The 24,791-nt window shown below is 66.3% G+C and carries 23 protein-coding genes; 15 read left to right on the plus strand and 8 right to left on the minus strand.

Going from position 1 to position 24,791, the window contains the following annotated elements; all coding sequences use genetic code 11:
* Nucleotides 1-14: 14 nt before the first annotated feature.
* The 4 genes from G6N55_RS21305 to G6N55_RS21320 are packed head-to-tail and all read left to right on the plus strand — an operon-like array spanning nucleotide 15 to nucleotide 3,977.
* Entirely contained in the window at nucleotides 15-1,319 is a 1,305-nt protein-coding gene (locus tag G6N55_RS21305) for an LLM class flavin-dependent oxidoreductase (RefSeq protein WP_085223707.1), read from the plus strand.
* Between the two features lie 30 nt (nucleotides 1,320-1,349).
* Nucleotides 1,350-2,180 (plus strand): coniferyl-alcohol dehydrogenase, encoded by an 831-nt coding sequence (locus tag G6N55_RS21310; RefSeq protein WP_085223709.1) that lies wholly within the window; start codon nucleotides 1,350-1,352, stop codon nucleotides 2,178-2,180.
* Nucleotides 2,164-3,156 (plus strand): cyclase family protein, encoded by a 993-nt coding sequence (locus tag G6N55_RS21315; RefSeq protein WP_085223711.1) that lies wholly within the window; start codon nucleotides 2,164-2,166, stop codon nucleotides 3,154-3,156. Before G6N55_RS21310 ends, G6N55_RS21315 begins: the two co-directional genes overlap by 17 nt.
* Nucleotides 3,156-3,977, plus strand: a complete 822-nt coding sequence (locus tag G6N55_RS21320) for an alpha/beta fold hydrolase (protein WP_085223713.1) — start codon at nucleotides 3,156-3,158, stop codon at nucleotides 3,975-3,977. The genes G6N55_RS21315 and G6N55_RS21320 overlap by 1 nt, the downstream gene beginning before the upstream one ends.
* On the opposite strand, the gene G6N55_RS21325 is transcribed toward G6N55_RS21320, so the two are convergent.
* The 5 genes from G6N55_RS21325 to G6N55_RS21345 all read right to left on the minus strand — a co-directional run bounded on the left by G6N55_RS21325 (nucleotide 3,974) and on the right by G6N55_RS21345 (nucleotide 11,060).
* Nucleotides 3,974-5,608: a multicopper oxidase family protein gene (locus G6N55_RS21325; RefSeq protein WP_085223715.1), complete on the minus strand. Its 1,635-nt coding sequence runs from the start codon at nucleotides 5,606-5,608 to the stop codon at nucleotides 3,974-3,976. The two genes, G6N55_RS21320 and G6N55_RS21325, sit on opposite strands and share 4 nt — an antisense overlap.
* Nucleotides 5,609-5,718: 110 nt before the next feature.
* Nucleotides 5,719-6,441, minus strand: coding sequence for an SDR family NAD(P)-dependent oxidoreductase (locus G6N55_RS21330; RefSeq protein WP_036471544.1), 723 nt, complete (start codon nucleotides 6,439-6,441; stop codon nucleotides 5,719-5,721).
* A gap of 22 nt (nucleotides 6,442-6,463) precedes the next feature.
* Nucleotides 6,464-7,228, minus strand: a complete 765-nt coding sequence (locus G6N55_RS21335; RefSeq protein ID WP_036473080.1) for an SDR family oxidoreductase — start codon at nucleotides 7,226-7,228, stop codon at nucleotides 6,464-6,466.
* A gap of 96 nt (nucleotides 7,229-7,324) precedes the next feature.
* The gene (locus tag G6N55_RS21340) at nucleotides 7,325-10,087 is read right to left on the minus strand and encodes a helix-turn-helix transcriptional regulator (RefSeq protein ID WP_139826951.1); all 2,763 of its coding nucleotides are present in this window, start codon (nucleotides 10,085-10,087) and stop codon (nucleotides 7,325-7,327) included.
* A 97-nt stretch (nucleotides 10,088-10,184) separates the two neighbouring features.
* Complete coding sequence (locus tag G6N55_RS21345; RefSeq protein WP_036471543.1) at nucleotides 10,185-11,060, minus strand: hypothetical protein; 876 nt, start codon at nucleotides 11,058-11,060, stop codon at nucleotides 10,185-10,187.
* 138 nt (nucleotides 11,061-11,198) lie between these two features.
* Between G6N55_RS21345 and G6N55_RS21350 the strand changes: the two genes are divergently transcribed.
* From G6N55_RS21350 to G6N55_RS21390, 9 genes are all read left to right on the plus strand, one after another.
* Complete coding sequence (locus tag G6N55_RS21350; protein ID WP_085223719.1) at nucleotides 11,199-12,008, plus strand: SDR family NAD(P)-dependent oxidoreductase; 810 nt, start codon at nucleotides 11,199-11,201, stop codon at nucleotides 12,006-12,008.
* A gap of 95 nt (nucleotides 12,009-12,103) precedes the next feature.
* Nucleotides 12,104-12,769: a TetR/AcrR family transcriptional regulator gene (locus G6N55_RS21355; protein WP_085223720.1), complete on the plus strand. Its 666-nt coding sequence runs from the start codon at nucleotides 12,104-12,106 to the stop codon at nucleotides 12,767-12,769.
* Between the two features lie 11 nt (nucleotides 12,770-12,780).
* The gene (locus G6N55_RS21360) at nucleotides 12,781-12,975 is read left to right on the plus strand and encodes a ferredoxin (RefSeq protein WP_085223982.1); all 195 of its coding nucleotides are present in this window, start codon (nucleotides 12,781-12,783) and stop codon (nucleotides 12,973-12,975) included.
* Nucleotide 12,976: 1 nt separating this feature from the next.
* Entirely contained in the window at nucleotides 12,977-14,230 is a 1,254-nt protein-coding gene (locus G6N55_RS21365) for a cytochrome P450 (protein WP_085223722.1), read from the plus strand.
* A 176-nt stretch (nucleotides 14,231-14,406) separates the two neighbouring features.
* Nucleotides 14,407-15,468, plus strand: a complete 1,062-nt coding sequence (locus tag G6N55_RS21370; RefSeq protein ID WP_179968189.1) for an amidohydrolase family protein — start codon at nucleotides 14,407-14,409, stop codon at nucleotides 15,466-15,468.
* On the plus strand, nucleotides 15,468-16,712 hold the full coding sequence (locus tag G6N55_RS21375; RefSeq protein WP_085223725.1) for a M24 family metallopeptidase: 1,245 nt from the start codon (nucleotides 15,468-15,470) through the stop codon (nucleotides 16,710-16,712). Before G6N55_RS21370 ends, G6N55_RS21375 begins: the two co-directional genes overlap by 1 nt.
* Nucleotides 16,702-17,829, plus strand: a complete 1,128-nt coding sequence (locus tag G6N55_RS21380) for a M24 family metallopeptidase (RefSeq protein WP_085223726.1) — start codon at nucleotides 16,702-16,704, stop codon at nucleotides 17,827-17,829. Before G6N55_RS21375 ends, G6N55_RS21380 begins: the two co-directional genes overlap by 11 nt.
* A 2-nt stretch (nucleotides 17,830-17,831) precedes the next feature.
* Nucleotides 17,832-18,818, plus strand: a complete 987-nt coding sequence (locus G6N55_RS21385; protein WP_085223728.1) for an enoyl-CoA hydratase/isomerase family protein — start codon at nucleotides 17,832-17,834, stop codon at nucleotides 18,816-18,818.
* A complete protein-coding gene (locus tag G6N55_RS21390) occupies nucleotides 18,815-21,232 on the plus strand; it encodes a CaiB/BaiF CoA transferase family protein (protein ID WP_139826941.1) in 2,418 nt (805 codons plus the stop codon). The genes G6N55_RS21385 and G6N55_RS21390 overlap by 4 nt, the downstream gene beginning before the upstream one ends.
* Here G6N55_RS21390 and G6N55_RS21395 read toward each other — a convergent pair.
* A complete protein-coding gene (locus G6N55_RS21395; RefSeq protein ID WP_085223731.1) occupies nucleotides 21,229-22,068 on the minus strand; it encodes an SDR family NAD(P)-dependent oxidoreductase in 840 nt (279 codons plus the stop codon). The genes G6N55_RS21390 and G6N55_RS21395 overlap by 4 nt on opposite strands.
* Nucleotides 22,069-22,174: 106 nt before the next feature.
* On the opposite strand from G6N55_RS21395, the gene G6N55_RS21400 reads away from it, so the two are divergent.
* Both G6N55_RS21400 and G6N55_RS21405 read left to right on the plus strand, forming a co-directional pair.
* Nucleotides 22,175-22,666, plus strand: coding sequence for a MarR family winged helix-turn-helix transcriptional regulator (locus tag G6N55_RS21400; RefSeq protein ID WP_085223732.1), 492 nt, complete (start codon nucleotides 22,175-22,177; stop codon nucleotides 22,664-22,666).
* Nucleotides 22,667-22,687: 21 nt separating this feature from the next.
* The gene (locus G6N55_RS21405) at nucleotides 22,688-23,104 is read left to right on the plus strand and encodes a DUF5313 domain-containing protein (RefSeq protein ID WP_085223734.1); all 417 of its coding nucleotides are present in this window, start codon (nucleotides 22,688-22,690) and stop codon (nucleotides 23,102-23,104) included.
* A 3-nt stretch (nucleotides 23,105-23,107) separates the two neighbouring features.
* On the opposite strand, the gene G6N55_RS21410 is transcribed toward G6N55_RS21405, so the two are convergent.
* On the minus strand, nucleotides 23,108-23,947 hold the full coding sequence (locus tag G6N55_RS21410; RefSeq protein WP_085223736.1) for a mycofactocin-coupled SDR family oxidoreductase: 840 nt from the start codon (nucleotides 23,945-23,947) through the stop codon (nucleotides 23,108-23,110).
* 169 nt (nucleotides 23,948-24,116) lie between these two features.
* Nucleotides 24,117-24,767 carry a TetR/AcrR family transcriptional regulator gene (locus G6N55_RS21415; RefSeq protein WP_085223738.1) on the minus strand — a complete coding sequence of 217 codons (651 nt, stop codon included), beginning with the start codon at nucleotides 24,765-24,767 and terminating at the stop codon, nucleotides 24,117-24,119.
* Between the last annotated feature and the right edge of the window lie 24 nt (nucleotides 24,768-24,791).

The raw sequence follows: 24,791 nt of genomic DNA on the forward strand, positions 1-24,791 counted from the left end.
TTAAGGAGGTAACAATGAAAATTTCACTGTTCTACGAGTTCGCTCTACCCCGTCCGTGGGCGCCCGATGACGAACACATCATGATGCAGGACTGCCTGGACGAGGTGGAGGCCGCCGACAAGGCGGGGTTCTCGACCGTCTGGCTGACCGAGCACCACTTCCTCGAGGAGTACTGTCACTCCACCGCGCCGGAGATCTTCCTGGCCGCGGCGAGCCAGCGGACCAAGAACATCCGGCTCGGGTTCGGCATCATGCACATGCCGCCCGTGGTGAATCACCCCGCGCGGGTGGCCGAACGCATTGCCACCCTGGACCTGTTGTCCAACGGGCGCGTCGAGTTCGGCACCGGCGAATCCTCCTCCGTCGGTGAGCTGGGCGGATTCAACATCGATCCCGCCGACAAGCGCGCGCAGTGGGAAGAGGCGCTCGAGGTCTCGATCCGCTGCATGATCGAGGAACCGTTCTCCGGGTTCCAGGGCGAGCACGTCCAGATGCCGGCGCGCAACGTGGTGCCCAAGCCACTGCAGAAGCCACATCCCCCCGTCTGGGTCGCGTGCACCCGGCCGGCCAGCGTGCAGATGGCCGCCCAAAAGGCCATCGGGGCTTTGAGTTTCGCCTACACCGGACCCGGGCCGCTGACCGAGCGGGTCAACGGCTACTACAAGGAGTTCGAGGAGAACGGCGTGCCGGTCACGCCGCGGATCAACCCGAACATCCTGGCCATCGGCGGTGACCTGTCGATGATGGTCGCCAAGACCGACGAGCAGGCCTTGGAGCGACTCGGGCAGGGCGGCGGATTCTTCTCGTTCGGCATCATGCACTACTACATGACCGGCGTGCACACTCCCGGCCGGACCGGGGTTTGGAACCGCTACCTCGAAGAGGTCGAAAAGGATCCGACGCTGGCCTACGGGCCCGGCCGCGGCGCGATCGGGTCGCCGGCCACCGTACGCGAGTTCCTGCGCGGCTACGAAGAAAGCGGCGTCGACGAGATCATCCTGCTGCTCAATCCGCGCAGCCACGAGGGCACCATGGAGTCCATCGAGCTGATGGGCAAAGAGGTGCTGCCCGAGTTCATCGAGCGCGACAAGAAGGCGGTGGCCGAGAAGGCCAAACGGCTAGAACCGGTCATCGAGAAGGTCGAGGCGCGCCGGCCCAAGTCGACCGCACCGACATTCGACGAGAACTACTCCTTCGGCGGCCTGCCCACCGGCCGGGGCGGTAAGTTCACCGCCAGCGAGATCCCCGAGGCCATGGCGGAGATCAACGAGGGCCGTGTCCAAGCGGCACAGCGCGCAAAGGAGGAGCGCGGCAAGTGAATTCGGAAGGCCTTTGGTCTTAGGAAAAGCGTGGGAGCAATCGACGGGTTGTGGCGATACGACGGCCGCCGTGCGGTGGTCACCGGATGTGCGTCGGGCATCGGCGAACATGTGGTGCGCCAGCTCACCGAGCTCAGGGCGCAGGTCGTCGGGCTGGACAAACGCCGACCGCCGTTCGAGGTCAACGAGTTTCATGAGGTCGACCTCGCCGACCCCGCGTCCATCGATGCCGCGGTAGCGTCCATCAGCGGACCGGTCGATGTGCTCTTCAACGTCGCCGGCGTCTCCTCCGGGATCGGTAACCCGTCGCTGGTTGCCACGATCAACTTCCTGGGCCTGCGGCAGGTCACCGAGGCGCTGGTCCCCAAGATGGCGGCGGGGTCCTCGATCGTGAGCGTGTCCTCGCTCGCGGCGGCCGCCTATCGGGAACATGCGGCCGCGGTGGCGCCACTGCTGAACACCGCGACGATGCAACAGGGCATCGACTGGTGCCGCGCGAATCCCGATGTGTTGGGCAACGGCTACCAACTGTCCAAGGAAGCGATCATCTTCTACACCATGCGCAGCGCTACGCCGCTGGGCGCCAAGGGTATTCGGATCAACTGCACCGGGCCCGGGGTCACCGAGACGCCGATCCTGGATCAGTTGCGGACGGCGTACGGGCAGGGCTTTCTCGACGACATCCCCAAGCCGCTGGGCCGGGTTTCCGACCCCGCCGAGCAGGCCGCGGTGCTGCTCTTCTTGAATAGTGGTGCAGCCAGCTACATCACGGGACAGATCATCTGGGTCGACGGCGGAAACGTGGGCGCGACGATTGCTCGTGAACTCGAGGAAGGAGCCCCCCGTGGCCGACTTGACTGATTTTCGGCGGGTCGCGCGTGACGTCTCCAACTGGGGGCGGTGGGGGAACAGCGACGAACTCGGCACTCTGAACTTCATCACCGCCGACAAGGTGGCCGAGGCCGCCAGTCTGGCCAAGCACGGCAAGGTCTTTCCGCTGGGCGTTGATTTCGGTGCGTCGGGGCCGCAGGGCGCGTTCGAATATCGGCACAATCCCGTCCACGTCATGACCATCGATGGGGGGGACGCGAAGACGCTGGCCCAGTACGGGCCCGGCTGGGCGAGCAACCCGATAGCCAAACAGCTCAGCAGTTACATGAACGACGACAATCCGTTCCGCTTCAACGACGACTTGATCATCATGCCGTTGCAAGCGGCAAGCCAGTGGGATGCACTGTCGCACGTCTACTACGACGACCAGCTCTACAACGGCTTTCCGGCGAATTCGGTGACCAGCATGGGCGCCGTCCATTGCGGCATCGACAAGGTCGACGGCAAGGGCATCACGTCGCGCGGCGTGCTGCTGGACCTGGTTCGCCACCGCGGCGCGAAAGTCTTTCTCGAGCAGGGGAATCCGATCTCGCCGGAAGAACTGGACGATGTCGCGCGCGCGCAGGGCGTGACAATCGGCCGAGGCGACATCGTGCTGATCCGGACCGGCTGGTGGACCAGGTTCGCGCAGACCGGCAACAAGACCGAAGCCTTTTCCGGGCTGGACTGGAGCTGCGCTTCGTGGCTGCACGACCATGAGGTCGCCGCGGTCGCGGCCGACAACCTCCAGGTCGAGGACCTGGTGTCGGGAGTGGAGGGCGTATTCCTGCCCCTGCATCTGCTCTGCTTGCGCGATATGGGCATGATGTTCGGCGAATACTGGGACCTCACCGCACTGGCCGAGGACTGCGCCGCCGATGGTGTCTACGAATTCCAGCTCGTCGCCCCGCCGCTGAGAGTTGTTGGCGCCGTGGGCTCTCCCGTCAACCCGATCGCGATCAAGTGATGGGCTTTGAGCGCAAGACCATGCTGGTCGACGGCCTGACCACGGGCTATCTCGAGGCCGGCGACGGCGATCCGGTGGTGCTGCTGCACGGCGGTGAATTCGGAGCCAGCGCCGAACTCGGTTGGGAACGCAACATTTCCGCGCTTGCCGCGGGTGGCTACCGGGTGCTGGCGCCGGACATGCTGGGGTACGGCAAATCGGCGAAGGTGATCGACTTCGTCGACGGCCGGGGGATGCGGATACGGCATGTGGCCCGCTTTTGCGAGGTACTCGGTATCGACTCGGCGCATTTCGCCGGCAACTCCATGGGTGCCATCAACCTGCTCAACGACACCACGTCACAGGCACCACTATTGCCGATCCGTAGCTTGGCGATCATCTGCGGGGGCGGAGAGATCCAGCAGAACAAGCACTTTGAGGCACTACAGGAGTACGACGCGAGCCTGCCGGCCATGCGCCGCATCGTCGAAGCCCTGTTCTGTGACCCCGGCTATCCGGCCGACGAGGAATACGTGGGCCGCCGTTACGAGTCGAGCACCGCGCCCGGGGCGTGGGAGGCGGTGGCCGCGGCCCGCTTCCGCCGGCCCGGCGCGTCGCGGCCCCCGACCCCGCCGGCCACCCGGGCCTACGAACGCATCCGGGTGCCGACGCTGGTCGTCGAAGGAGGAGAGGACAAACTCCTGCCGCCGGGCTGGGCGGCCGAGATCGCCAAGCAAATCGACGGTGCCCGGTCGGTGGTGGTCGCCGGCGCGGGCCACTGCCCGCAGATCGAGCAGCCGTCGGCGGTCAACGACTTGCTGCTGGAATTTCTGGCTTCTTAGAAGACGTATTCCAACCGGGTCATCATCCCGGCGACCTGGTGGTAGGTGTTGTGGCAATGCATCTGCCACACCCCGGGGTTGTCGGCCACCAGGACGGCCAGGATCTTCTGTTTGGGCAGCACCATCACGGTGTCCTTGCGGGCACCGAGCGAGCCGTCGGCGTTGATCAGCTGGAATGTGTGCCCGTGCAGGTGGATTGGGTGATACATCATGGTGGTGTTGTCGAAGGTGAGGGTGGGTCGCTGTCCCTGCGCAACGTGTAGCGGGTTGGTCTTGCTGTAGGGCTCGCCGTTGATCGTCCAGTCGTATTGGACCATGTTGCCACCCAGGACAACCGCAAGGTTGAGTCCCGGTTCGGGCCGACTCAACATGGCCGACGTTGCGGCGGCGAACATCTCGACGGTGCCCACGCGCCTGGTGAGTTCGGCCGGCTGGAATTGCGGATCGGGCGGGCTGCCCTTTCCGGTGGACAGCAGGGCACGCGCCAGCGCCCCTTTGCCCTCGGCCATGGCGACCAACGGGAAGACTCCGTCGGCGGCGGTCACGATGACGTCGTACCGTTCGGCCATCCCGATCAGCAGGGCGTCGACCTGGCGGGGCACGACGGCGTAACCGTCAGTGTGGGTGACCGTCATGGGATGGCCGGCTAGCGCGACGCGGAAGGTGGTGTCGGAGCCGGTGTTGATGAAACGGATCCGGATCCGCTGGCCCGGCTTCGCATTGAAGGTGGTGGGAGCCGCGGGAATTCGGCCGTTGATCAAGTAGTACGGATAGGCGATGTCTCCGGCGTCGCCGCCCAGCAGGTCGCTGTTTCCGACGCGCCCTGTCGGCGGCGCGGCCGCAGAGGTCGTCGGGCTGGTCGAGCTCGTCGGGCTCGCCGAAGTGGTCTCGCCGGTCGAAGTGGTGGGCGTCGTCGACGTGGTCGGGGTCGTCGGGGGTGTCGAGGTTGCGGCGGGCATGTTGGACATGCTCGGCTTGTTCGGATTGGTCAATTCCTCGTAGAGCTGTTGTGGGCTCTTCCCCACACCGTCGGTCCAGTCGTCAAGGACCACAACCCATTCGGCGTCGTAGTTGCCCTCGGTGGGGTCGTCGATGATGACCGGCAGGTACAGGCCGGTGTCTTCGTCGAGGCCGGTGTGGGGATGGGCCCAGTAGGTGCCGGAGTTCGGCGCCGAGAACTGGTAGGTGAACTCCTGGCCGGCTTCGATGTTCGGAGTGGCCGGCTCCGCGCCATCCATGTTGTTGCGCAACGCGATGCCGTGCCAATGCACCGACGTCATATGGTCGAGCTTGTTCGTGACCTTGACCACGAGCTCGTCGCCGACCCTGGCCCGGATCAGCGGTCCCGGAATCGTGTCACCGAAGGCCAGCGTCTTCACGACCGGTCCGCCCAGATCGATCTGCGCCAGTTGCGGCGTCAAACTGACGTTTACCGTGCGACCGCTGTGGGGCCGCGCCGCTTCCGCGGCAGCGATCGCGGCCGCCATCTTGTCGGCACTGCTCAGTTCCTGGGGCTTGGAGTTGCCGCAGGCTGCCAGCGTCAGCCCGCCCGCGATGCCGGCCGCCATGAAGCCGCGCCGGGTAAGCCGCGCCCCTTCGATCCCAACCCCACTGGTGGGTAGCATCGGCATTGATCGCTCCTTGTCGTCGGTCGATACGTACCCGGCGAGTTATACCGTGCTAGGGAGTTAGCCAGAACGCAACCACTGACCGAGAATTGACAAAGAATTGTCGGCCCGTGTCAGACCGCCGCGCCACCTCCGTCGACATGCAGGGTCGAGCCGGTGATGAAGCTGGCTCGAGGGGAGCTGAGGAATAGCACGGCCTCGGCGATCTCGGACGCGAACGCGGTACGGCCGAGTGGCAACGATCGCCCGAGCTCTTCGTTGACCTCGCCCCATGCGGCGGCGACTCCGAGCGTGCGGGTGGGACCGGGTGCCACGCTGTTCACCCGCACCCCGGCCGCCCCGAACTCGGCGGCCCAGGTGCGGGTGAGCGATTCCAGCGCGGCCTTGGAGGCGCTGTAGCCCGACGCGCCGGGGATTCCCTTGAACGCGGCCATGGTGGTGACGTTGACGATGCTGCCGCGACCGCGCTGCAACATTTGCGGGATCAGGCCGGCAACCAGGAAATAGGCGCCCCGGACATTGGTGTTGAACGTCGTCTCGAACACCGTGATGTCCTGATCGACGGTCAACGAGGACGGGAAGCTCCCGGCATTGTTGACGATGATGTCGACTTCGCCGCACTGCCGCACAAGCGAATTCACCGACTCGGCGTCTGCCATGTCGGTCTGGACGAACCGCGCATTCTGACCTATGGCGTCGACCGCTTCATCGCCCTTGACCCGGTCGCGCCCGGCGATGATGACCCTGGCACCTTCGCTTGCCAGCAGTCGCGCGGATTCCAGTCCGATGCCCGCCGTCCCACCGGTGATCACCGCGGTCTGGTCCAACAGCTCCATCAGGCTCAGCTCCCCTGGACGCTTACTTGGCGTTGCTGGGCACCTGGGAGGCCAGCCAGTCGCCGAACCTGGTGGGGTACAGGGTCACTTCTTCGCCCTCGACGGGAACGATCATGCGGTCGTCGAGCACGGCGCCGTAGTACTGGGCACCGGTGTCGGTGATCACCTGGCGGGAATCGCCGGTTGCGGCGAAACGGGTCCGGATGAAGTCGTCCATGCCCCGCTTCTCCGGGCCGGCGATATTGATCAGCCCGGCCGGGTCACCAATCGCCGCGCGGGTGACGGCCGTAGCCACATCGGCCGCCGCGATGGGTTGGAACGCCCCATGCGGTGCCCGAACCGTGTCACCATCGGCCATCGAATCGGCAATGCCCGCAACGAATTCGAAGAACTGAGTGGCGCGCACGATCGTGTGCGGAGCTCCCGATTCCGCGATGAGCTTCTCCTGAGCGATCTTGGCGCGCATGTAGCCACTGGCGGCCGCGCGGTCCGCTCCCACGATCGACAGGGCGACGTGGTGCTGCACGCCGGCGGCGCGCTCGGCATCGAGCAGGTTCCGGGTCGAGGTGGTGAAGAATTCCAGCACCTCGTCGTCGCCCCAGGAAGGCGCGTTGGTCACGTCCACCACCGTGTGGACACCCGCGACAGCCGCTGCGAGGCCTTCGCCGGTGATGGTGTTGACCCCCGACCTGGGCGAGGCCGCGACGGCCTCGTGCCCGAGCTCGGTGAGCTGCGCGACAACCTGCGATCCGATGAGTCCACTGCCGCCGACGACCAGAACCTTCATGATCATGCCTTTCGAGTTTCCCGAAACAACTGGTCTGTCCAGCATGGCCCTGATGCGGGTGCGTCGGAACCCTGGAAAGTCCGTAGTCGTATCGGCTCAGGGGAGAAGGTCGCAACCCCGGAGTTGTCTGCGTGAGCTGATCCCGAGCTTGGCGAACACCTTCCTGAGGTGCCATTCGACGGTGTGAGTGCTGATGAACAACTGCGCTGCGATCTCGGGGTTGGTCAGGCCGTCACCGGCCAACCGCGCGATCTGCGCCTCTTGGGGCGTCAACTCATGACCCGGCGCCGCCGAGCGCTTGCTCACCTTCTGGCCGGTGACCAAGAGCTCACGACGAGCGCGCGCGGCGAAGGCCTGCGCACCCATCCGCCCGAACATCTCGTAGGCGGTCTGCAGTTGCGCGCGGGCATCGATGCGGCGGTTACACCGGCGCAGCCACTCCCCGTAGACCAGATGAGCCCGCGCGAGTTGCACGGCAATACGGGTCCGCTGCAATCTGTCGATCGCCTCTTGGTAATGCGCTTCGGCGCTCTGGTCGTCGGCCAGCAGTGCCCGTGACCACGCTAAAACTCCTGCAGCCCAATCTGTTTCGGTGACCAGGGCACGCTCTTCGAGCTGGCGCAGCGCCGCCCGCCCGGCGTCGGGTGCGCCGCCTCTGGCGGCGGCTTCGACGAGTTCGATCAGGCAGAAGCCGAACACGCCGAGATCCTCATGTTCGCAACATCGCCGGGCCGCGGCCAACGCTTCGTTGTAGCGGCCCAGGCCGTTGTAGAGCAAGGCTTTGGTGTAGTTGGCCAGACCGACGATGCGCCCTTCGCCTCTGGACACGGCGCCTTCCGTCGCGGCATCGATGAATTTCAGTGCGTCCGCTTCGGCGCCACGCCAGGCGGCGAGCAGCAGCGTTTGGTACTTCAACGGGGCATAGCCGGTGGCGGCGGCGATCGCGCCGGCCTCCTCGACCAGTGCCGTGGCCGACGCGAGTTCACCGGCCTGCACATGCACGCCGGCACGGTAGACCAGGGCATGCGGCAGCACCGCCAGGGCGCCGGCGTCGCGGGCCAATCGCACCGCGTCGGTAGCCAGGTGATGCCAGAGGTCGTCGTCCCATACCTCGTGGGCCGCCGATTCCTGCACGAGCGGGAAGGCCAACCAGAACCACCGCATCACGTCGTCGTCGCCGCGCGCGGCCGCCGCGCGGACCAGGTGCAGCGCTTCGCGCAGCGCCGGCACGCTCGCGGCGTGGCCCGCGGTGACCCAGATGGCGATGCCGTCCAGCAACAGATCGACCGGGCGGGTGGGTTGCGGTCCCGTCGGCGCCGCGCGGGCAGCCCGCGCCGTTGTCTGGATGCCGCCGTTCGGGCACAGCCGGCCGCCGAAAAGCGCTGCTCCCAACGCTTCCAGGTAGGTCTCGCGGGCCACCGCGTCGTCCAGTGTTTCCAGCCCGCGTGCGGCATCGAGCAGGCCGGCGGCGGCGTCGGAGACGGTGGGTGCGTCCGAGGCGCCCGTGCGGCTGCGAGCGAAGGTGATCTGGGCGCGCAACCGCACGGCGCGGGCCCGCTGCAGCTGATCCAGCGACGCCGACTCGGCGATGGCGAGCAGCTCGTCGGCGGCGTCGAACGCGGCGACGTCGCGTTTGGCCTGCGCGGCGGCCAGCGCACGGGTGCCGCGGCGCGCCGGGTCGGCGGTCAACTGCGTCGCCCGCTCCAGGAATGCCGCCGCGGCGGCCACGCCCCCTCTGGCCTGCGCGCGGTCGGCCGAGCGTTCGAGTGCGGCGGCGACCTCCTCGTCGGGACCGGGCGCGGCGATCGCCAGGTGCCAAGCGCGCCGGTCCGGGTCGGTGCCGGAATCGGTGGCCTCGGCCAGCGCCCGATGCACCCGGCGTCGTTCCATCAGATCCGCTGAGCGGTATGCCGCCGACCGCACCAGTGGGTGGCGAAATCGCACCCGTGTCCCGACGTCGATCAGACCCACCGCCTCGGCTCGCGCCACCGCGTCCGGCGGCAGCCCCAACCGGTTGGCCGCGCGGGTAAGCAATGCGGCGTCGCCGACCGGCTCTGCCGCGGCGGTGAGCAACAGCTGCTGGGTCTGATCCGGCAGCGACCTGATGCGGCGCAGAAATGTCTGTTCGATCTGCCCGGCCAGCGGTCGCACGTCGGGCCGTTCGAAGCCGCCCGCCAGTTCCGCGGCCGTCAAACCCCGGGGGAGTTCGAGCAGGGCCAGCGGGTTCCCCCGCGTCTCCGCGACGATGCGGTCGCGCACCTGGTCGTCCAGCCGGCCCAGAATGACCGAATCCAACAGTGCGCGCGCGTCGCCCGGATTGAGCCCGCGGACCGTCAGCTCCGGCAGCCCGTCGAACTCGTCCTCGAACCCGTCGCGCATCGCGAAAATCAGCGCGACGGGTTCGGCGATCAGGCGGCGCGCGACGAAGGCCAACGTCTGCGCCGAGATGCGGTCGACCCACTGGGTGTCGTCGACGAGCAAGATCAACGGCTGGCTCTCGGCGACCGCGGCGATCAGGTTCAGAACTGCCAACCCGACCAGGAATCGATCCGGTGCCGGTCCGTGCCTGCGGCCGAAGGCGATGTCCAGTGCCTCCCGTTGCGGCTCGGGTAAGCCATCGATGCGGTCGAGAAAGGGGGCGCAAAGTTGTTGCAAGCCAGCGAATGCGAGCTCCATCTCCGACTCGACACCCGCCACGCGCGCGGCGCGGAAGCCCGCTGCGCGCTCGGCCGCGAAATCAAGCAGCGCGGTCTTGCCGATGCCGGCTTCGCCGCGCAGCACCAGCACCTGGCTTCGGCCCGAGCGGGCCGTGGACGTCAACTGTTCGAGGGCGCTGCATTCACCGCGCCGCCCGCGCAGGGACAGCGCCCGATGAGTAGTCACGCACACCGCCGCATCAGTAAGGATTCACGTCCGACCTTACTGGGGCGCTTCTCAATACAACGTTCGCGGTCGGCTAGGCGGAGCGTCGCCCGGGGCCCTCGTCGGTGCTGGCGACCGAATAGCAGGCCGCGGTGGAGATTATCGTCGGCACCAGCAGCGACAGCGCCAAGACGAACATCACGAACGCGCCGTTGGGGGTGGTCAGCCAACCAATCGGAAAGCGCGCCAGGCTGACAGCGAGCCAGGACGCGGCGACGGCGAGAAACAGCGTGCCCACCGTGGCGACCTTGATCGACCGCAGCGCCAACTGCGTCGGCTCGGCGGTGTTGGCCAGCGAGCGGTTGAGATTTTTCGTGCGGATGTAGACGACCACGAAGTCGAGCACGATGACCAGCGCGCTGAACGTCACGATCGCCCCCGTCTGCCACAGCGGGGGAGTATGGCCGAGCACGAAATGCAGGTAGTCGATGTTCGTCTCGCTCATGATCAAGGTCGTCGCCATCGCGGCCCCGAAGGTCAGCCACCCGCCGAGATCGGCCAGGAAGCAATAGGCGCGGATGTCGGCGGGATCGTCCTTGGGCACCTTGTTCACCACGTGGCTGGCCAGCATCCAGCCCAGCCCGGCGAACAGTCCGGTGGTGCCCGCCGCCAGCATGCCGGTCGCCAGATTGCCCTGGGTCCAGGCGATCGCGCAGATGCCCTGGCGGTCACCGCTGTCGGGCGGATGCGTGCCGCTGATGAGGCTGAACAGAAAGCTGTCCAGCATCAGGATCAGCACCGCCGACGCGAACAGCGCCAGGGTGTGCACGCCTTCGCGGCTGCTGCGGTCGAACAGCAAAGCGATTGCGGTGATCAGGAATCCGCCGAGCACACCGGCGAGCTGTGAGGTCGACGGCGCCGACGCGATCATGCTCCATTGATCGGATGTGCAGAAGGTATCGGGATTCATCCACGCCGCCCGCTCATGCGTCAAACCTTAGCCAGCGCAGGCGCCGGCGACGTCAAAAGTTTGCTGCTTGCCCGGAGGGGGCCCTGCCCTTAAATCAACTGCTTGACTTAAAGTGTCGCGCGCCGATTAACTCTCCGTGTGGTTAACGAATTGGACGGCAAGGTCGCCATCGTCACCGGCGGAGCGTCGGGTATCGGCCGCGGCATCGTGGAACGGTTTTTGGCCGAGGGTGCCCGGGTCGTGATCGCCGACATCGAGACCGAGACGGGCGAGCAGCTGGCCGCCACGCTGGGCGCCGACGCGCTGTTTCACCAGACCGACGTCTCCGATCCCGAACAGGTGGGGGCACTGGTCGCGACCACCGTCGAGAAATTCGGTGGCCTGCACGTCATGGTCAACAACGCCGCGGTTTCCAGCCCGTTGCGCCGATTGCTCGACGATGACCTGGCGGATTTCCACCGGATCATGGGGGTCAACGTGCTGGGCGTGATGGCCGGAACCCGGGATGCCGCCCGGCAGATGGCCGAAAGCGGCGGCGGTTCGATCATCAACCTCACCTCCATCGGCGGGATCCAGGCCGGCGGCGGGGTGATGATCTACCGGGCGTCGAAAGCCGCCGTCATCCAATTCACCAAATCCGCGGCAATCGAGTTGGCGCGCTATGAGATTCGGGTCAACGCCATCGCCCCGGGGAGCATCCCCACCCCGATCCTGGGCAAGTCGGCGGCCGGGATGGACCCGGAGCAGCTGGCGCAATTCGAGGCGCGGATTCGTCAGGGGATGCGCGACGACCGGCCGCTCAAGCGCGAGGGTACAACCGACGACGTTGCCCAGGCGGCGCTGTACTTCGCGGGCGACCGCTCGCTCTATGTCACCGGAACCGTGCTGCCGGTCGACGGGGGAACTTCGGCCGGCAAGGTCATCCCGCCCAAGAAGCGCGAGGGATGACCACCCGGCTCGAGCGTGACCGCAGGGCCACGCTGGAGGCCGCGCATTTAAATCAAGCGCTTGACTTAAACAAGGCCACGAGGTTGACTAAGCCAATGACCGCGGCAGGCCGGGCCGTTCGCACCGAACGAGCCAGCTCCACCCAGGAGGCGATCCTGGTGGCCGCCGAGCGGCTGTATGCCGAGCACGGCATGTTCGCGGTGTCGAACAGGCAGGTCAGCGAGGCCGCGGGGCAGGGCAACAACGCCGCGGTGGGCTACCACTTCGGCACCAAGGCCGACCTGGTGCGCGCCATCGAGGAGAAGCACCGCGGACCCGTCGAGGAACTGCGCGAGCGGATGGTCGCCGACCTCCTGGCGTCCGGCGGCTCGGGCGAATTGCGCGGCTGGGTGGCGTGCCTGGTGCGCCCCCTCACCGACCACCTCGAGGACCTCGGCAACCCGACCTGGTACGCGCGCTTCGCGGCGCAGGCCATGACCGATCCGGCCTACTACAACATCATCGTCAAAGGCGCGCTCAGCTCACCGTCGCTCGTCGAAGTGGTCGACGGCTTCAACCGCTGCCTGCCCAACCTGCCGGCCGATGTGCACTTCGAACGCAACATCATGGCCCGAAACCTCTTGATGCACACCTGCGCCGACCGCGAACGTGCGCTCGCGGCGGGCGCTGCGATGGCCCAGCCCTCCTGGCGCGCAGCCGCATTCGGCCTCATCGACGCGATCGTGGGCCTGTGGCTGGCGCCGGTCACTCCGTACGAATGAAGAGCACGCTTATGAAAGTGACTGTCGACCAGAACATTTGCGCATCCTCGGGCAACTGCGTGATGAATGCACCCGAGGTGTTCGACCAGCGAGACGAAGACGGTGTCGTCGTCCTGCTCAACGAGCACCCGACCGCCGAGCAGACCGACGGGGCCCGCCAGGCGGCCGCGGCGTGCCCGGCCCAGGCAATCCACATCGAGGACTGACATGTCAGACGCACTGACGACCACCGGGATTTCTGGGGCGGAGCCGCCCCCCGAGATCCCGGACTACCCGATGGCCCGCAACCAGGGCTGCCCGTTCGCCCCGCCACCGGACGTCATGGCCCTGGCCGAAGAGCGGCCGCTGTCGCGGGTCCGAATCTGGGACGGCAGCACCCCGTGGCTCATCACGGGTTACGAGCAAGTGCGCGAACTGTTCGCCGATTCCCGGGTCAGCGTCGATGACCGGGTGCCCGGCTTCCCGCACTGGAACGAAGGCATGCTGTCGACCGTGCACAAGCGACCCCGGTCGGTGTTCACCGCCGACGGCGACGAGCACACCCGCTATCGGCGGATGCTGTCGAAGCCGTTCACGTTCCGGCGTGTGGAAGGCCTGCGGCCGACGATCCAGCAGATCACCGACGACCACATCGACACCATGCTGGCCGGCCCGCAGCCCGCGGATATCGTTGCCGCCATTGCGCTTCCGGTGCCATCCCTGGTGATCAGCCAGATGCTCGGCGTGCCCTACGAGGATGCCGAGATGTTCCAGGAGCACGCCTCGATGGGGCTGGCCCGCTATGCCACCGGCGCCGACACCGCCAAAGGCGCGATGAGCCTGCACAAGTACCTGGCTCAGCTGGTCGAAACGAAGATGGAGAACCCCGCCGAGGACGCGATCTCCGATCTCGCCGAACGCGTCAAGGCCGGTGAGCTCAGCGTCAAAGAAGCCGCGCAGCTGGGCACCGGATTGCTGATCGCCGGGCACGAGACGACCGCGAACATGATCGGACTCGGAGTGCTTGCGCTGCTTGAGAATCCCGATCAGCTGGCCGTGATCCGCGATGCCGAAGACCCGAAGGTCCTCGCCAGCGCGGTGGAGGAGCTGCTGCGCTACCTGAGCATCATCCAGAACGGCCAGCGACGCGTCGCCGTCGACGACATCCACATCGCCGGAGAGACCATCCGCGCCGGCGAAGGCATCATCATCGATCTGGCTCCCGCGAACTGGGACGCCGACGCCTTCCCCGAACCCGACCGGCTGTACGTGCACCGCGCCGGGGCCGACCGCAACGTCGCCTTCGGCTACGGCCGCCATCAGTGTGTCGGTCAGCAACTCGCACGGGCCGAACTGCAGATCGTGTTCCAGACGCTGTTCCGCCGCATCCCGACGATGAAACTGGCCGTGCCGTTCGACGAGGTCCCGTTCAAACACGACCGGCTCGCCTACGGCGTCTACGAACTCCCGGTTACCTGGTAAACGAAATTCATTGAGCAGCAGCCCGAGATGATCACTCTTGCAATGCAGATCCGAATGGAGGGTCCATAATGTCAACGCCGACAACCACTTCGCTCTACCCACCCGGAGGGTTCGGGGCCCCCAAGGATCGCCGCGGTCATGCGGAGGGCGCCGACGTCGGCCTGCCCGACGGGACCGTGGTCTTCTCGGCCGACAACCACATCTCCCTGGCCGACGACATCTTCTACGAGCGCTTCCCGGACGACCTCAAGGACAAGGCGCCGCGGATCTGGTACGAGGACGGCGCCTACCAAGTCGGCCGCAAGGGACAGTCGTTCCTGCCGGGCGACTTCAGCGCCGTGCTGATGCAGTACGACGACCTGCCCGGCGCCGCGAGCACCAACATCGAGGCCCGCATCCAGGAGCTGCGCGAGGACGGTGTGGAAAAAGAACTCGCCTTCCCCAACGCCATCCTGGCGCTGTTCCACTACCCGGACAAGGAGCTTCGCGAGCGGGCGTTCCGGATCTACAACGAGTACATCGCCGATCTGCAGGAGCGTTCCAACGGCCACTTCTACGGCGCGGGTCTGATCAACTGGTGGGAACCGGAAGGTGCCAAACGAACGCTGGCCGAGCTGAAGTCATTGGGGCTCAAGACCTTTCTGCTGCCGCTGAACCCGGGCAAGGATGACGACGGCAACATCATCGACTACGGCAGCACCTCGATGAAGCCGGTGTGGGACGAGATCGAAGCCGCCGGCCTCCCGATCACCCACCACATCGGTGAGACGCCGCCGAAAACGCCGTGCCAGTTCAACAGCGTGGTGGTCGGCATGATGATCAACATCGACGGCTTCCGCGAGCAGTTCGCCAAGTACCTCTTCACCGGGATTCTCGACGACCACCCCTCGCTGCGAATCGGCTGGTTCGAAGGCGGAATCGCGTGGGTGCCTTGGGCTTTACAAGACGCCGAGCACCTGGTCGGCTCCTACCAGCACATGTTCAACCGGCCACTCGAACACGACGTGCGCTACTACTGGGACACCCACATGAGCGCCTCGTTCATGGTCGACCCGCTGGGCCTGCAGCTGATCGACCAGATCGGGGTGGACAAGGTGATGTGGTCCAGCGACTATCCGCACAACGAAAGCACCTACGGCTACTCGGAAAAGTCGCTGAAGGCCGTCGTCGACGCCGTCGGACCGGCGAACGCGAAGAAGATCGTCAGCGACAACATCACGAAGTTCTTGGGTCTGTAGTGACCACGTTCGCGCAACTGGACACCAGCACCGGCAGCGGACTGGTGATTCCCGAAACACCCGACCTCGGCCGGCTGCGTCGCGAGACCGGGGCCCGGCTGCGCTCGGCCATGGCCGAGCGTGGCGTCGACGCGATGATCCTGCTGGGCAACAACGCCGTGGTCTACGCCACCGGTGCCAGCTGGCCACTCGGGGACGCCGGCCTGTCCTACGTCGAGCGGCCGGTGGCGGTGGTGGTCGCCGCCGACGAGTGGCCGCACCTGTTCCTGCCGTTCCGCGAGGGAGCCTCGCACGAGACCGGCCTGCCCGCCGATCACCTGCACGGGCCGGTCTACCTCGAATTCGAGGAGGGCGTAGCCAATTTTGCGCGCACGATCGCCGGGTTGATTCCCCCCGGAGCGGTGATCGCTGTCGACGAGTGCACCGGCGCGATGTCTCGTGCCGCGAACCTGTTGTTCCGGGGCGGCGCCCCGGTCGACGCGTCGGCCATCGTGAGCGCGGCCAAGGCGGTGAAGACCCCGGACGAATTGTCGTGCATGCGCACCGCGATCCGGATCACCGACGAGGCCATGGTCGAAGTTCAGAAGCGGCTGGCTCCCGGAATCCGCCAGATCGATTTGTCGGCAAGCTTTTTGCGCCGTGCCTTCGAGCTTGGGGCCACGGCCAGCATGCTCGAACCGATCTGGCAGGTGATGCCGCCGAGCAAGGCCGAAGGCGTGTGGACCACGCACGGCGATCTGGCACTGCCACTGCTGAGCACCGAGCGCGAGCTGGTCGAGGGTGACGTGCTGTGGACCGACGTCAGCATCACCTACCAGGGTTACTGCTCCGATTTCGGGCGCACCTGGCTGGTGGGCCGGGATCCGTCGCCGCGCCAGCAGGCGCAGTTCGACAAATGGTTCGAGATCATGAGCGCGGTGCTGGGTGTCGCCAAGGCCGGCGCTACCGCCGGGGATCTGGGGCGCGCCGCGATCAAGGCCAATGGTGGTACCAAGCCCTGGCTGCCGCATTTCTACCTGGGGCACGGCATCGGCGTCAACGCCGCCGAAATGCCAATGATCGGAACGGATCTCGGCCAGGACTTCGACGATAACTTTGTCCTCAAGGCGGGGATGGTGCTGGTGCTGGAGCCCGTGGTGTGGGAAGACGGCACCGGCGGCTATCGCAGCGAAGAGGTGCTGGTGATTACCGAGGAAGGCTGGATTCGCTTGACCAACTACCCCTATGACCCTTATGGCAACTGAAGTCCTGCCCGACGAGCGCACGCTGCGCTCGGGGCGCCGCCAGCGGGCGCTGCAGCAGATGGCGGCACACGATCTCGATGTCCTGGTCCTCGGGCGGCAAGCCAACGTCCGTTACGTAACCGGAGCGCCGCAACTGTGGGTCGCGGGAACCCGGCCGTTCGGCCCGAGCTGCGTGCTCGTCCGCGAGACCGGCGCGGTGCACCTGCTGAGCACGTGGGACGAGGGTATCCCCGACGACATCCCGCACGAGAACCTCTACGGCATCTCGTGGAATCCGATGAACACGATGTCGGCACTGCAGCGCATCCCGGGCGCGGCAACCGCCCGGCGCGTCGGAACCGACGCGCTCTCACCGGTTTTCGCTCAGCTCCTGCCGACCGCCTTCCCCGACGCCCAGCTGGTCGACGGGGAGCTGGCGATGCGGGCCGCCCGCCGGATCAAGACGGCCGAGGAGATCGCCGCGCTGCGGGAGTCCATCAAGGTCGCTGAATCTTCCTTGGCTGCAGCGGTCTCGGAATTGCGGCCGGGGGTGAGCGAACAAGCACTGGCCGGCGCGCTGTTGGAGTCCGCGGCTGCGGGCGGGGTGAGCACTCCGTCGAATCAGGATGTCGCATGGGTGACTTCGCGCAAGCACCCGTGGCGCCGGGCCGACGGTGACGGTCGTGTCCAGGACGGCGATCTGGTGGCATTCTCCGCCGGCGTTCTGGCGGGCGGCTATGTCGGCGAGGTCGGACGGACCTGGCCGGCCGACAGAAGGCATGCGCCCAACGGCGCCGCGGCTCTGTACGGACGCTGGGAGGGCCTGTGGGGCAGGCTGATCGCGGCCTGCCGGCCCGGCGCGGGAGCGGGCGAACTGCTGGCTGCCTACCAGGCGGCCGGGGAACCAGAGCCGCCGATGCCGGTGGTCCGCGGCCTGGGCATGGGGTTCGACCCGCCCGTCGTCTCCAAGCACTTGCCCTCGACCGCGGCCGACGAACGGCTGGAGGCGGGGATGGTGCTGGCTGTGACGGGCTACGTGTGGGAAGAAGGAGTCGGCGCGGTATTCGGGCGCGAAGCGGTCTTGATCACCGCCGACGGCCCCGAGGTGCTCACCGCGAGCCCGTCCTGGCAGCCGTAGCCATGCCTGAGCGCTCGGAGCCGGCCGCCGAAGAAATCATTCGGTACGACAAAGACGTCAAGACGCGGATCGCGACGATCACATTCGACCGGCCGGACTATCTCAACGCGCCGACGATCGCCGCGCGGCTGCGCTACGCGGAGTTGTTGCACCAGGCCGGCATTGACGACGACGTCAAGGTGCTGGTGATTCGCGGCGCCGGCGAGGATCTCGGCTCGGGCGCGGATCTGACCGAGGTGATGCGGGTGCGCGATGCGGCAGACCCTGGCCCGCGGCTCGCCGAATACCGGATCAGCCCCGACGACGTCAGGTATCCGCCACCGGGTTCGTTTCGCAACGGCGGGACCCTCGGGCAGTGGTATGCCAACCCGAACTCCGGCATTCGTGGCCTGCAGGACTTCAAGAAGATCAGCATCCTCGAGGCGAAGGGCTACTGCTACGGCTGGCACTTCTATCAGGCGGCCGATGCCGACTTGGTCATCTCCAGCGACGACGCACTGTTTGGGCATCCGTCGTTCCGGTATTACGGCTGGGGACCGCGTATGTGGTGGTGGGCGCAGACGATGGGCATCCGCAAGTTCCAGGAAATGGTCTTCACCGGAAGGGCTTTCACCGCGGCTGAGATGTACGACTGCAACTTCCTCAACAGCGTGGTGCCCCGGGATGAGCTCGAGGCAGAAGTTGAGAAGTACGCGCTGGCGTGCGCCCGCAATCGCCCCACCGATACGGTCTTCATGCAGAAGGTCTTCTTCGAAATCATGAAGCAGTTCCAGGGCGAGTATCTGGGCAGCATGCTCAGCGGGGTCTTCGAATCGATGGGTGGCAGTGTGCGCCCGGACGGCGGCGACGAGCTGATGCTCGATAGCGCCATGAAGCAGGGCCTGGGTGACGCGGTCAAGGACAACGACAGCAAGTTCCCCGCCGATTGGGCGCTTAGCAAGAGGGCCCGCAAGAAAGCGCGTGACACCAAAACGAAGCGAAAGAAATAGTGGCGCCCGTCGAACCCCCACTGGCCGGGTATACGGTAATCGATCTGTCCACCGGCATCGCGGGCGCCTACTGCAGCAAGCTGCTGGCCGACGGCGGCGCCGATGTGATCAAAGTCGAAGCACCAGAAGGTGATCCGCTGCGCGCATGGTCGGCCTCCGGTGCTGCCATCCCGGCCGACGCCGATGGTGCCTTATTCACCTTCCTGGCCGGCGCGAAACACAGCGTGGTCGCCGACCCAGGCGAGGACGCAGAACTGGTGAACCGGCTGCTGGCGTCGGCGGACGCGGTGGTCTGGTCGGCGGGTTCGAAAGTCGCTGAGCACCCGGACTTTACGGCCCATGCCATCCACCGTCGCCACCCGCATCTCACTGTCACGGCGATTACGCCGTTCGGACTGGAAGGCCCCTGGCGAGACCGCGCCGCGACGGAGTTCACGCTGCAGGCGTGGTCGGGCGGAATCGTCGGGCTCGGGCGCGGCGAGCAGGAGCGGGCGCCCGTCTTCGTCGGCGGGCAGGTCGGCGAGTACTTGGCCGGAGCCTATGCCAGCGCGGCCACGCTGACGTCGCGCTACCGCCGGATCGGCGGCGGGCCAGGCGAACTGCTGGATCTGTCGATGCTGGAAACTCAGATCCTGTGCCTGACCTATTACCCGGTCACCTACTTCGAATTGCTCGGCCGACCGTGGCGCGATGCCCGACGGCCCACCATTCCGGGAGTGGCCCAGGCGAAGGACGGCCTGGTTGATCTCGGCTGTGGCACGGCGCAGCAGTGGTTCGACCTGTGCGCAATGGTGGGGCATCCGGAGTGGATCGACGAGGAGTCGCCGCTGTCGATCACCGAGCTCGCCAATGTCTACGCCGACGAGATCTTCGCCTGGATGGCCGCCACCGGAGTCGACGAAATCCGGGAACTGGCAACCGCATTCCGCATCCCCAACGCGCCCGTCGCCAACGGCGCGAACGTCACGTCGTTCGACCAGTTCGTCGAGCGCGGCGCGTTCGTGCGCAATCCGCGCGACGGCTTCCGGCAGCCGAGTCACCCCTATCGGATGAGCCCCGCACAACTGCGTCCGCCGCAGCCGGCACCGCGGCTGGGGGAGCACACCGAGCATTACCGCACCGCGCATCTGCCGCCACGGCCCGAACCGTCCGGTGCGGTTAAACCATTGCCATTCAACGGCCTTCGGGTGTTGGACATGACAACGTTCTGGGCGGGTCCCTGCGGCACCCACTTCCTGGCCATGCTCGGCGCCGAGGTCATCCACGTCGAATCGACCCGCCGCCCGGACGGCACCCGGCTGATCGCCGGCATACCGACCACCGAGGATCAGTGGTGGGAGAAGTCCCCGATCTTCGAGGCCCTGAACACCAACAAGAAGGGCCTCACGCTGGACCTGCAGAGCGCGCGCGGGCGCGAGTTGTTGCGTGAACTCATCGCAACGTGCGATGTGGTGGTGGAAAACTTCACACCCCGGGTTCTCGACCAAATCGGCCTGGATTTCGCTGCCATTCAATCGATTCGGCCCGACGTGGTGATGGTGCGGATGCCCGGCTTCGGGCTCGACGGTCCGTGGCGTGACAACCCGGCGTTCGCCTACGTTATCGAAGCCGCGTCCGGCGTCAGTTGGCTCACCGGCTACCCGGACCGCACGCCGTATGACCCCTATTCGATCGGTGACCCCAACGCCGGTGTGCATGCGCTCAACGCGATACTGCTGGCGCTGGAACATCGCCGCCGCACCGGCGAGGGGGTGTTCGTCGAAGCGGCGATGGTCGACGCGGCGTTGAGCATCTCCGCCGAGCAGGTCATCGAGTACTCGGCCTACGGGGCACTGCTCGAGCGCGAGGGCAACCGGGGACCGACGGCGGCACCCCAGAACCTCTACCGCAGCAACGATATCGACGAATTCGGCCGGCTCGACAGCTGGGTGGCCATCGCCGTGGCGACCGACGAGCAGTGGGAAACGCTTTGCCAGGCAATCGGATCACCCTCCTGGGCAACCGATCCCGCACTATCCAGCGAAGCCGGCCGGCGTGCGCACCAGGATTCCATCGACAAGCACCTGACTGCCTGGTGTGAGACCCGCACCCGCGACGACATCATCGCAACCCTCTGGGATGCCGGCGTCCCGGTGGCCAAGGTGCTGCAACCACATCGGCAGACCGAGCTGGAGCAACTGACGTTTCGCGGTTTCTTCGAGGAAGTCGAGCATCCGGTGAACGAGCGGGCGCGGCTCAGCACCGTGCCAATGAGGTTCTCCAGCGGGCCAAAGCTGTTTCACGCCAACCCCGCACCCACACTCGGGCAGCACAACCATGAGCTGCTGACCGAGTTGGGCCTGACCCCCGCGGAGATCGCGGATCTGGAAGCCGGCGGGGTCATCGGCGTCGCACCCGCGATGCGATCGGGCTAGTGCTTCCACCCTTGCGCGGCCTGGTCGTCGAAGGTGCGGTCGATGCGTTCGAACCTGCGCTGGATCGAGGCACGGGCCGCCTCGTGCGGCAGGATGTACAACCGGTTCGCCAGAATCGCATCTGCGGTCAGCCGCGCCACCTCGTCGACCGTCACGCCTTGATCCTGCGTCGGCGGCAGCGGCCCGAACCCCTCCGTCAGATCGGGCGTTGAGGCAAGGCCGTAGTCGGCGCCGCGGATGCGTTCGGAGTTGGAGACCAGCTTGGTTTCGATGACCATCGGGCACAGCACCGAAACGCCGATGCCGTTGTCCTTGACCTCGCGGGCCAGCGTTTCGGCCAAGCCGACAACGCCATATTTGGCAACGCCGTACGCCCCGAGGCCGGCGTTGGGTACCAGCCCCGCGAACGAGGCGGTGAACGCGATGTGTCCGCCCTTGCCCTGCTCGATCAGCTTGGGCACGAAGGCCTCGACGGCGTGGATCGAGCCCCATAAATCGATGTCGATCACCCATCGCCAGTCCTCGTGCGTCATCGTCACGAGCGGGCCCGCGACCACGATTCCGGCGTTGCTGAAAACGACGTCGACCTGACCGAGCAGCCGGAATGCCTCATCGGCGAGGTGAACCATCTCCTCGACGTGCCGGACGTCGCACTCCACGCCGTGCGCCTCGACGCCCTCGCTCTTCAGCCGTGCCACGGCGTGTTCCAGCGCGGCCTTGTCGACGTCGGCCAGCACGATGCGGGCGCCGCGGCGGGCGAACTCGGTCGCGGTGGCCGAGCCGATTCCGCTTGCCCCGCCGGTGATGACTGCCCCGCGTCCCTCGAATCCGTCCATGGAATCCGAGCGTATTCCTCCGGTTCCGAAGGACCGATTCGCGGTCCCATCGAGTGTGAGAGGACTCATATAGATAGGGCACTAACTATTCGAATACTATCGAAAGATGGCCAGCCTGACCGCACGCGAGATCGATCCGCTCGCCCTCGAGCACCAGGTGTGTTTCGCGCTGGCGACCACCAACCGTGCGGTGCTGGCGGTGTATCGGCCGCTGTTGGAGCCGCTGGGCCTGACTCATCCGCAGTATCTGGTGATGCTGGCGCTGTGGGATCACCACAAGACTTCCGCGGCGAACGAGACTCCGTTGTCGGTCAAGCAGATTGCCGCCGCCTTGCAGCTCGACTCCGCCACCCTGTCGCCGATGCTCAAACGGTTGGAGGGCTTGGGCCTGATCAGCCGCGCCAAGAATGCCGCAGACGAACGGGCCACCGATGTCACGTTGACCGAACGCGGAATCGCGTTGCGCGAGCGCGCACTCGAGATTCCGCCCGCCGTTGTCGCGCGGCTGGGCGTCGAACTGGCCGAACTCGAGAACCTGCATCAGGTCCTGACCCGAATCAACGCCGCCGCCGTGGCGGCGGGCGCACTAAAATCCTGACGTCCACCCTGAGGAGCCACCATGACCGCCGCGAAACCCAATCTCTGGCAGCGCATCGGCTATGCCTACGGTCGGCGTCTGCCCGACTCGATGCGCAGCTGGGTCGCGAACGACCTGGCCGGCCCGGGCGCCATCCGCCGCCATATGATCAGGTGGGCGATCCCGCCCTTGTTCGTGCTCGCCCCGTTCTGGCTACTGCCCGCCTCGCTCTACGTGCACACGGAGATGACCGTGCCGCTCTACGCCTGGGCGTTGGTCATTAACTTTGCGCTGAACAAGGTTTGGCGTCGGCACCGATTGGCAGTCCACGGTCTGGACCCGAACCTGGTCGACGTGATCAATCGCCAGAAAAATGCCCGGATGCACGAGGACTACGCCCGCCGGTACGGGCCGCGACCCGAAGAGGCGGAGTGGCAGAACAACAGCAGCCCGTTCTAGCCGCTACTTCAGGCAGCTGCCGCCGTCAACGGGCAGTGTCACGCCGGTGATGTAGCGCGCCTCGTCGGACGCCAGAAAAAGCACCGCGTTGGCGATGTCCTCGGGCTCGACCCAGCCGATCGGCAGGGTATGCATCAGCTGGCCGACGACCTTCATGTCCTCGGGGCCCGGATTCTCCAGATCGGGACGGAACAGCTTCATCGTGCCCTCGTTCATGAACAGCGGGGTGTTGACGTTGGTCGGGTGCACGGAGTTGACGCGGATGTTCTGGGCGCCGAGCTCGACGGCGAAGGTGCGCATCAAGCCCACCACACCGTGCTTGGCGGCAACGTAGTGGCCGGTATGCGGGTAGGCCTTCAGCCCGCCGACCGAGCTGGTCAGGATGATCGACCCGCCGTTGCCACCCGAAATAATGTGCGGCACACCGGCTTTCACGGTCTTCCAGACGCCGCCGAGGTTGATGTCGATCATGGCGGTCCAGTCGGTTTCGCTGGTCTTGTCCAGCGTCTGACCGCCATTGCCGATGCCCGCGTTGGCGACGATGATGTCGAGCTTGCCGAGCTGCTCGACGCCGGTGTCCACAGCGGCCTTGAGCGCGTCGTAGTCACGCACGTCGACCTCGGCGGTGTAGATCCGACGGTTTTGTGCTTTCACCAGGTCCGCGGTCTCGGCCAGGTCCTCCGGCGTGGAGGCGGCGATCAGATCCACGGTGTCGATCTTCTTGCAGATGTCGACCGCGATGATGTCGGCGCCCTCCTGGGCCAACCGCACCGCATGTGCGCGACCCTGGCCACGCGCCGCCCCGGTGACGAAAGCGACTTTGCCTTCAACACGTCCAGTCATCACTACCTCAATCTGTTGATCGAACCGGCACCCGGCAACGAGTGTCAACGACGAATCCGTTTTGGCTATCTGCAGTTCTAGATATTAGAGAATCTGATTCTCACCGGGCAAATCACGTGCGCTATTTGCTCAGGTCAGGATGGCGGGCGGACGGGGGAGGGGGCGAGTGCTAGCCGACGAATCCGGCCGAGCAGAAGTCCCACACCTCATCAGCGGTGATCGGATGAATCGTCGCGTCGTCGTTGCCCCCGCTGGACTGCGCGATGAACATGACCGTCTGCATCGTCATGGCAGCAATGCGGCGGGGATTGAGCCCGTCACGCAACTTGCCTGCGTCGCAGGCCGCTTCCATGAGCTCGGTCAGCAATGCCAGCAGCGGCGCATGGGCGATCTTGACCTCGGCCGGGTGTGTGACCAGCAACCGTGGGGCAAAGTCGGTGAACAGCGGGCGCTTGGCCGTGGGGTCCGGTCGCGAGGCCTCGTACAACAGCTCGATGGCAACCTGCAGCCGTTCGAGCGGATCGGAATGGCTTTCGGTGGCGGCCCGGATCTGATCGGCCGAGCGGCTCAGCGCATCCTCGAACAACGCGAGCAGTAGCTCGTGCTTACCGTCAAACTGCAGGTAGAAGCTCCGCAGCGACTGGCGGGAGCGGTCGACGACCTCCTGGACGGTAAAGTCCGTGCTGCCCTTTTCGATGATGATGGCCTGGGCCGCGTCGAGGAAGCGCTGGACGCGCTGCGCCGCACGCAGTTTGGCGGTCTTGATTGATCGCTCGACGGCGCGCTGTTTCCAGGCCGGCTCTTCGCTTGGATTGGTCACGGAAGGCTCGGACGATTGCCGCGA

This window comes from Mycobacterium florentinum, assembly GCF_010730355.1.
Classification (GTDB): Bacteria; Actinomycetota; Actinomycetes; order Mycobacteriales; family Mycobacteriaceae; genus Mycobacterium; species Mycobacterium florentinum.

Excerpts from the sequence above, each read along its gene's own strand:
- G6N55_RS21305 (WP_085223707.1), top strand. The coding sequence starts at position 15 with ATGAAAATTTCACTGTTCTACGAGTTCGCTCTACCCCGTCCGTGGGCG.
- G6N55_RS21320 (WP_085223713.1), top strand. The coding sequence starts at position 3,156 with ATGGGCTTTGAGCGCAAGACCATGCTGGTCGACGGCCTGACCACGGGC.
- G6N55_RS21325 (WP_085223715.1), bottom strand. The coding sequence starts at position 5,608 with ATGCCGATGCTACCCACCAGTGGGGTTGGGATCGAAGGGGCGCGGCTT.
- G6N55_RS21330 (WP_036471544.1), bottom strand. The coding sequence starts at position 6,441 with ATGGAGCTGTTGGACCAGACCGCGGTGATCACCGGTGGGACGGCGGGC.
- G6N55_RS21335 (WP_036473080.1), bottom strand. The coding sequence starts at position 7,228 with ATGAAGGTTCTGGTCGTCGGCGGCAGTGGACTCATCGGATCGCAGGTT.
- G6N55_RS21345 (WP_036471543.1), bottom strand. The coding sequence starts at position 11,060 with ATGAATCCCGATACCTTCTGCACATCCGATCAATGGAGCATGATCGCG.
- G6N55_RS21355 (WP_085223720.1), top strand. The coding sequence starts at position 12,104 with ATGACCGCGGCAGGCCGGGCCGTTCGCACCGAACGAGCCAGCTCCACC.
- G6N55_RS21360 (WP_085223982.1), top strand. The coding sequence starts at position 12,781 with ATGAAAGTGACTGTCGACCAGAACATTTGCGCATCCTCGGGCAACTGC.
- G6N55_RS21365 (WP_085223722.1), top strand. The coding sequence starts at position 12,977 with ATGTCAGACGCACTGACGACCACCGGGATTTCTGGGGCGGAGCCGCCC.
- G6N55_RS21380 (WP_085223726.1), top strand. The coding sequence starts at position 16,702 with ATGGCAACTGAAGTCCTGCCCGACGAGCGCACGCTGCGCTCGGGGCGC.
- G6N55_RS21385 (WP_085223728.1), top strand. The coding sequence starts at position 17,832 with ATGCCTGAGCGCTCGGAGCCGGCCGCCGAAGAAATCATTCGGTACGAC.
- G6N55_RS21395 (WP_085223731.1), bottom strand. The coding sequence starts at position 22,068 with ATGGACGGATTCGAGGGACGCGGGGCAGTCATCACCGGCGGGGCAAGC.
- G6N55_RS21400 (WP_085223732.1), top strand. The coding sequence starts at position 22,175 with ATGGCCAGCCTGACCGCACGCGAGATCGATCCGCTCGCCCTCGAGCAC.
- G6N55_RS21405 (WP_085223734.1), top strand. The coding sequence starts at position 22,688 with ATGACCGCCGCGAAACCCAATCTCTGGCAGCGCATCGGCTATGCCTAC.
- G6N55_RS21410 (WP_085223736.1), bottom strand. The coding sequence starts at position 23,947 with ATGACTGGACGTGTTGAAGGCAAAGTCGCTTTCGTCACCGGGGCGGCG.